Source organism: Phytoactinopolyspora endophytica (genome assembly GCF_004138495.1).
Lineage (GTDB): Bacteria > Actinomycetota > Actinomycetes > Jiangellales > Jiangellaceae > Phytoactinopolyspora > Phytoactinopolyspora endophytica.
The window spans coordinates 315,379-322,331 of the sequence record NZ_ML142851.1 but is presented as its reverse complement, the minus strand read 5'-3'; the positions used below and the strand labels follow the sequence as shown (position 1 = coordinate 322,331).

Sequence of the window (6,953 nt, the reverse complement as noted above, 5' to 3'; positions counted from 1 at the left end):
GGCCGACAAGACCATCCGATCCGCCGCGCCCTTGCCGCCGCCATCGGCAAGACCGATACACAAGTCGATCAGCTCATCAGGGCCGGCCGCAAGAATGGTTCGATTCCGCCCGGGCCGCCCGTTGCCGACACCCGGGAAGCGTTCTTGTACGCGATCGAAGCCGTGGGGATCGGAGCCAGCGGGCGCGCGCCGCACGATGTCCGGCTTGCCGAGCGAACCGCCCGTGGTGTGCTCGGCCTTCCCCCAGCCTGACCTCGGGTCGGTGGTAGCGGCTGGCGCTGCAGGCGGCCCAGCGCTGCCCACATTCGAGGCCACCATTATCTGTGGGCGGCGCGACCATGCGCCGCGCCGTCGCGCGCCGTGTAGCGGGGAAGCCCAACGCATGTTTCATTCCAACCATCGCCATTTCGGCGATGTCTCGTCAACAATGGGTTCATGAGCGATGGCCTCCACGGCGCGAACATCATCACCGTTGCGGGAGCAGCGCTGCTCCTGACCGGCACCAGATGTGGGCAAGCGGTCCATGCGACCGGCGAATGTACGGGGTTGGAACGAGGCCGCCCCGCCTTAGACGATTTCATCCTGGACGAACCCTTCGAGGTTCCGGCTCCGACGCTCCAGAACTACGATCGCGAAGCCTTGCTGGCACCCCGCTGGGAAGACACGACACTCTGCGGATACCTCTGGGAGTTCATGTTCCCCGGAGAAGGCGGTCCATTGTTCGAGGACGAGCAACCTGCCTACGCACCGACGCGTGCCGGCTCTGCCTCGCCTCGATAAGTCGGCGCCTTCCCAAACCACGTGACGACGAGCGGATACCCTTGGTCAGCCAGTTCGCTGCTGATCTCGTCCTCAGGTTCGGCTCTGCCGAGGTAGTCGGCGTGCCTGGCGATCAACAGGACATACTGAGGAGAGCCATCCGTCGCCGGGTGCGCGACGCCGCTACAAGAGCCGTACCTACTTCTATGGCTCCCGCGTGTCTGTTGTGTGTGAGGAGATAGCCGCCGAACATGAATCCGAGAATGCGCAGGCCTTGAGTCAACATCTCCTGCGGCATATCGACGCACACCTCGGCGATGACCGCGAGCATGAGCCTATGGACTCCCCGGAGTGGAGAATCTTCTGGGGTTCATAGCTAGGCGCACAACTCTGGCTGACGTCGTGGCAGGCACAGGGTTGTCCCGCTGGCTCTGCGGGGTGCAGGAGGCAGACGAGAAACCTGCATCCCGGGCACATCGACCACATCACCGGCCAGGCCCCGGGGGAACCTTCACTTGACTATCCGCGTACCGGCGCTCGCCGGCCGTGTGTCGGACCGCGCGAGTACGCTGGCTCCGTGTTGAGCGTCAGCGCAGAGCAGCGACGCGCACGGCTGGTGCGTCGCCACGGCCTGGCTCCCGAGAGCGCCGCGTCGTCCGTGGTCGAGGCGACCAGCGGCGTCGTCGTTCTGCATGCCACTGACCCCGCCACCGTCTACCTGTCCGCGCTCGCGCGCTGCCCGGACGCGTCGCTGGCGGATGTCGCCGCGGCGATGTACGACGACCGGTCGCTGGTCAAAATAATCGGGATGCGCCGGACCATGTTCGTCGCGCCGACCGAGTTCGCGCCCATCGTGCACAGCGGCACCGGGGTCGAGATCGGCGCCCGGCTCCGTCGCCAGCTGGTGAAGAATCTGCAGACACTCCCCACTGAGCCGGCTATCGACGGCGACGTCGAGGCGTGGCTAGCCGATGTAGAGGACGCTACCGAGCAGGCGCTGATAACCCGCGGCGAGGCGTTCGCGAACGAGCTCTCTGCGGACGAGCCGCGGCTGCGCACCGCCATCTTGCCCACGACTGAGAAAAAATGGGACGTCAAGCAAGCTTTAACGAGTCGAGTGCTGACGCTGATGGGCGCCGACGGGCGGATCGTGCGCGGACGCCCAGGCGGCACTTGGCTGTCCCGGATGCACCGCTGGACCGCGGCCCGGGAGCTCTGGCCGGACGGAATGCCAGAGGTGCCCGAGCTCCAGGCGCGGATTGCGCTGGCCCGTTCCTGGCTGCGTGCGTTCGGCCCGGCCACCGTCGCGGATCTGAAATGGTGGACCGGGTGGACGCTCGGGTCCACCCGGAAGGTACTGGCCGAGATCGACACGGTCGACGTCGACATGGACGGTGTGAGCGGCGTCGTGCTTGCTGACGATGTCGCGCCGGACGAGCCGGTCGAGCCGTCGGCTGCCCTGCTGCCGGCCTTGGACCCGACGCCGATGGGATGGCAGCAACGCGACTTCTACCTGGGTCCGCACCGGGAGCGTCTGTTCGACCGCAACGGCAACATCGGCCCGACCGTATGGTGGGACGGGCGCATCGTCGGCGGCTGGGGAATGAAGGACGGGGAGATCGTCTGGCGGCTGTTGGAAGACGTCGGCGCCGAGGCGGACACTGCCGTCGCCAAGATCGCCTCCGGCCTGCAGGATCGGCTCGCCGGGGCCACCGTCGTCCCCTCGTTCCGCACACCCCTGGAGATCGAGCTCACCGCCTAGCCCCCTACCTCGCCCGAACTAACCGCGACCTCCCGAGGCTGGGCTGAGCGGGCGATCCGGTTTAGGCTCGAACCATGTGCCGCAACATCAAGCCACTCCACAACCTTGCGCCTCCCGCTACCCCGGACGAGGTCGCCGACGCCTCGCTGCAGTACGTGCGGAAGCTCGCCGGGACCCGCAAGCCATCGCGCGCCAACCAGGAAGCCTTCGACCGCGCTGTCGAGGAGATCACCGAGGCCACGCAGCGTCTGCTCGACTCTCTCACGACGGCGGCGCCGCCGCGGGATCGCGAAGCGGAGGCCGAGAAGGCCCGCGCCCGGTACCAGGCACGCGTCGCCGCAGCCAGCTGAGAAGACTCAGGGCTTCTCCCCCTCCTCTGCGTCGACGACGACGGCGCATGGGAAGACGTGCTCCCGATCGCTGGACAATGACGTGCCGAGCCGGGTCGGCTTCCATTCACTCACCCGTCGGAAGTGATGCTCCGCCAGCTCACGGTCGACCGTGTCGTAATCGGCCGTGTCGTGGTCGCCCTCCCCGTTGGTCTTCCAGGCGTTGACGAGGTCAATGACGGTCGGGTTGTGCCGCGTCATCGTCACCAAGAGGCTGCCGTCACAGATCCATGCGAAGTATTGTTCGGGGCCGTGGTCCTCGGCATGGTCACCGTGGTGTTCCGGCGTCGGATTCTGCTCATTCATGTGGTCTCATTATGTGTTTCCCTGTGCCTGGGTGCGCGCATGAATTGGTTCAAGACACGTAAACATATAATCCGCACGTACCAATCATGCGAGAGCGGTAGGGCGCGGCATATATCGCCAGAACGCAGCCGCATTGTCTAGCCGGGCTTGATGAATAGAGCGTGCCATTCATGGCCTATTCTGTAGGCATGATCAATTCGACATGGCCGCGTTTCCTTTGCAGTAGCCCGAGGGCGGCGGCACCAAGCCAGCCATCCGCAGATAAGAGCGCCCGAAACGACAGAACCCCGGCGGTTTGGCCTGCCCAACTGGGCTACCAGGGACCGTTCCGGGGTGTTTAACAAAAGGTACCAGAACAATGACAGTACTACCAAACGCGCGCTCGATCGCCCCCGTCCTGTATCGATGCCTCAGCCCGCGTCGCCTTCATGGTTACCTCGCCTCGTGCCAAGGAGAAGCCATCGACGCAATCGCTCTCTATGAGTGGAACAGTCAGATTTCTGGCGCCATGTGGGAATCGCTCGGACACGTGGAAGTGGCACTCCGCAATAGCGTCGCCGACCAGCTCGAACTGCGTCATGGTCGCCTGAGCCGCGACGGCTCGTGGCTGGACGATCCGGCCCAGGAACTCGAAGCGAAGCGTCGAAACGACATAGCGCGAGCACGCGAGCGTATATGGCGGAACAACAAGGAGCCCTCTGACGGGCAGACGATCAGTGAACTTCCGTTCGGCTTCTGGCGGTTCCTCCTCGCCAAGAGATACGCCACCACCCTGTGGCCGGATCTCGCCGATGGATTCCCCTACGCCCCAGGCCGGTCACGGACAACCATCGAGCAGCCGGTACAGCAGCTGCATCGGCTGAGAAACGGGATTGCCCATCGCCAGCGAATCTGGACCGAGCCGCTGAACGATCGTTGGGACGACATCTGCGAGCTGCTCGGCTACATCGATCCGGCGTTGCGCAGATGGGTCATATTCAACAGCCGCGTTCCGTCCGTGATGTCAACATGGCCCACGGTGAATCCCAATCGAGAGGATACGGAGCTGTTCACCATGCCATGATCAGCGGGCCGTCACCGTCGTCGTCCGGGTCGACCTGGTCGTGCGGGTCGATCACCTCGCGGACATCCGACACCTTCGCGACAGGTCCGCCACGTCGCTGATCATGGTCGGCGACATCTTCGTCGCCGGCATCCTGGTTCATCATCGCCACTCCTCTGCACCTACCTGTCTGCGATTCAAGGCGGTGAGTTCCACAGTATGACGACACAGAATACCTGTTGTCACAACATGCGTGATGGCGTTCGTGCTGATGCCAGAGATGTGCGCTATGGCGCTGGGCAGGCCATGCTATATGCCGGTCGGGCCGCCAGGCCGGCCACCATGCCGTTCCGGCTCACCACGAGGCGACGCGGATGGGAGCTGGATGCGGGCCTCGACGACGACCGGACCGGCACGTTCCTACTCTCCGGCATCCGCGACGTCGGCACCAACCTCGCCTACCGCCTGCTCGAACACCACCGCCCCGCCACCTGACGCACAGCGCCCTGCGCAGGGCGCGCCCGGGCAACATCGCGCAGGACGCAACATCGGTGACCCCGGTGGGCCGCCGACCCGTCGGCTTCGGGGCCGACCGGAACGGGCCGGGTGGGGCTGTCCCCACCCCCAGTTCACTGGCTCGCGCCATGGGGCCGGTGCCGTGCACTCCGTAGCGTCATTCCCGAGGTCACACAACGGGTGTGACGGAGCGGGAAGCGGTGCATCGTGTACATCACGGACAGCGGCAATATCGAAGCCGTGCGGCTGGCGGACGTGCGCAAGGTCTACGGCAAGCGCGGCAACGAGGTCGTTGCGCTCGACGGAGTGACGACAGGGTTCGGCCGGGGCACGTTCACCGCCGTCATGGGCCCGTCGGGCTCCGGTAAGAGCACGCTGCTGCAGTGCGCCGCCGGGCTGGACAGGCCGAGTTCGGGCTCGGTTCTCCTGGAGGGCCAAGAGCTCAGCAAGATGAACGAGACCCAGCTGACGAAGCTGCGGCGCAAGCGCATCGGTTTCATCTTTCAGGCCTTCAACCTGCTGCCGGCGCTGACGGTGCGGCAGAACGTGACTCTGCCGTTGCAGCTGGCCGGGCACCGGCCAGGCAAGGCGCGGGTGGCCGAGGTGCTCCGCCAGGTGGGGCTGGAAGAGCGGAGCAAACACCGCCCGGCCGAGCTGTCCGGCGGTCAGCAGCAGCGGGTCGCCATCGCACGGGCGCTCATCACCGAACCGGCGGTCATCTTCGCCGACGAGCCCACGGGTGCGCTGGACACGCGGACCGCCCGCGACGTGCTCAGCCTGCTGCGTCATTCGGTACAGGCGACACAGCAGACGATCGTGATGGTGACCCACGATCCGGTCGCCGCGTCCTATGCCGACCGGGTCCTGTTCCTGGCCGACGGGCGGCTCGTCGGCGAGCTGTACTCGCCGACGGCGGACGCCGTGGCCGAGCGGATGACCCACCTGGGCGCCTGGGCCGACGACGGCACGTCCCACGCCGCAGCTGCCGTTGGAGGGCCGCACCGATGATACGTCTCGCGCTGCGTACCCTGCGCTTCCGAAAGGGTGCCTTCACTGCGGCATTCATTGCCATGTTCCTCGGCTCGGCGATCGTGATGGGCTGCGGTGGCCTGATGGAGACGGGCATCCGCACAGCCGTTCCGCCACAGCAGCTGGCCGGGGCCGACATCGTCGTCGCCGGGGACCAGCGTTACGACGTCCCTGGCGACGACGACTCGACGATCCTGCTGGAGCGGGTCCGGGTGGATTCCGAACTGACGGACACGATCTCCGCTCTGCCGGGCGTGCAGGAGACCGAGGAGCACATCTTCGAGGGCGAGCCGCCGGCGAACACGGTGGACGCCATCGGCGTGGTGGCCGGGCCGGATGCCGATCTCAGCGAACTCCGGGAGCAGATCGACGCCGAACTGGACGGCACCACCGCAGTCACGCTGGTCGGTGACAAGCGAGGGCTGGCACAGCTGCCGGAGGCACAGGCGAAGAGCGAAGACATCATCTCGCTGGCCGGCGTCTTCGGCGGGTTGGCGATCATGGTCTCGATGTTCGGCGTCGCCTCGATGCTCGCCCTGTCGATACAGCAACGCCGACGAGAGATGGCGTTGCTGCGTGCGGTGGGCTCGACGCCCGGTCAGCTGCGCCGGATGGTCCTGGGCGAGACCCTCGTCCTCGCGGCGATCGCGACGTCCCTGGCCTATTTCCCGGGCCGGCTTCTCGGGAGGTTCATCTTCGACCGGATGTCCGACAGCGGCGTCGTCACGTCCGGGGTGGAGTTCCATCAAGGATGGATACCGACGGTGTCGGCGATCGGCGCGTCGGTGATCGCGGCTGTAGGCGGCGCCTTGGTCGCCGGACGGCGAGCGGCGGCCACCCGGCCGGTCCAGGCCCTCGCCGAGGTCTCCCTGGAGGGCAGGCTGCTGGGATTCTGGCGGGTGTTCTTCGCGCTGCTCTTCATCGCCGGTGGCGTCGCGCTGGGAATCGTGACCGTCACCGTCATGAGCGGCCCGCTCGCCGCGAGCACGGCCGGCCCCGCGGTCATCCTCTGGGCCATCGGGTTGGCGCTGCTGAGCCCGGCCCTGACGAAGGTCATGACGGTCGTCCTGCAGTGGCCGCTACGGGCGGTGTCCGGTCTGTCAGGCCGGCTGGCCGTACTCAACGCGCGGGCTCGTACGGCCCGGACCGC

Annotated in this window: 9 protein-coding genes and 1 pseudogene; 8 read left to right on the top strand and 2 right to left on the bottom strand. The window is 66.4% G+C overall.

The window, feature by feature from the left end; genetic code table 11:
• The 4 genes and pseudogenes from ELR45_RS37150 to ELR45_RS07275 form a co-directional block, all read left to right on the top strand.
• Window positions 1–252, top strand: a pseudogene (locus ELR45_RS37150) (TetR/AcrR family transcriptional regulator); the annotation flags it as partial.
• Window positions 253–435: 183 nt separating this feature from the next.
• A complete protein-coding gene (locus tag ELR45_RS07285) occupies window positions 436–780 on the top strand; it encodes a hypothetical protein (protein ID WP_129664700.1) in 345 nt (114 codons plus the stop codon).
• A gap of 556 nt (window positions 781–1,336) precedes the next feature.
• Window positions 1,337–2,521, top strand: coding sequence for a winged helix DNA-binding domain-containing protein (locus ELR45_RS07280; protein WP_129664698.1), 1,185 nt, complete (start codon window positions 1,337–1,339; stop codon window positions 2,519–2,521).
• Window positions 2,522–2,595: 74 nt separating this feature from the next.
• The gene (locus ELR45_RS07275; RefSeq protein WP_129664696.1) at window positions 2,596–2,871 is read left to right on the top strand and encodes a DUF2277 domain-containing protein; all 276 of its coding nucleotides are present in this window, start codon (window positions 2,596–2,598) and stop codon (window positions 2,869–2,871) included.
• A gap of 6 nt (window positions 2,872–2,877) precedes the next feature.
• On the opposite strand, the gene ELR45_RS07270 is transcribed toward ELR45_RS07275, so the two are convergent.
• The gene (locus ELR45_RS07270) at window positions 2,878–3,216 is read right to left on the bottom strand and encodes a hypothetical protein (protein WP_129664694.1); all 339 of its coding nucleotides are present in this window, start codon (window positions 3,214–3,216) and stop codon (window positions 2,878–2,880) included.
• A 358-nt stretch (window positions 3,217–3,574) separates the two neighbouring features.
• Between ELR45_RS07270 and ELR45_RS07265 the strand changes: the two genes are divergently transcribed.
• Window positions 3,575–4,279: an Abi family protein gene (locus ELR45_RS07265; protein WP_129664692.1), complete on the top strand. Its 705-nt coding sequence runs from the start codon at window positions 3,575–3,577 to the stop codon at window positions 4,277–4,279.
• Here the strand turns inward: ELR45_RS07265 and ELR45_RS34770 are convergent.
• Window positions 4,266–4,424, bottom strand: a complete 159-nt coding sequence (locus tag ELR45_RS34770) for a hypothetical protein (RefSeq protein WP_165367562.1) — start codon at window positions 4,422–4,424, stop codon at window positions 4,266–4,268. The two genes, ELR45_RS07265 and ELR45_RS34770, sit on opposite strands and share 14 nt — an antisense overlap.
• Before the next feature lie 83 nt (window positions 4,425–4,507).
• On the opposite strand from ELR45_RS34770, the gene ELR45_RS07260 reads away from it, so the two are divergent.
• From ELR45_RS07260 to ELR45_RS37145, 3 genes are all read left to right on the top strand, one after another.
• Window positions 4,508–4,753 (top strand): hypothetical protein, encoded by a 246-nt coding sequence (locus ELR45_RS07260; RefSeq protein WP_129664690.1) that lies wholly within the window; start codon window positions 4,508–4,510, stop codon window positions 4,751–4,753.
• 234 nt (window positions 4,754–4,987) lie between these two features.
• The gene (locus ELR45_RS07255; protein WP_129665066.1) at window positions 4,988–5,782 is read left to right on the top strand and encodes an ABC transporter ATP-binding protein; all 795 of its coding nucleotides are present in this window, start codon (window positions 4,988–4,990) and stop codon (window positions 5,780–5,782) included.
• The coding region (locus ELR45_RS37145; protein ID WP_205856183.1) for an ABC transporter permease at window positions 5,779–6,953 on the top strand (1,175 nt) is incomplete at its 3' end. The genes ELR45_RS07255 and ELR45_RS37145, both read left to right, overlap by 4 nt.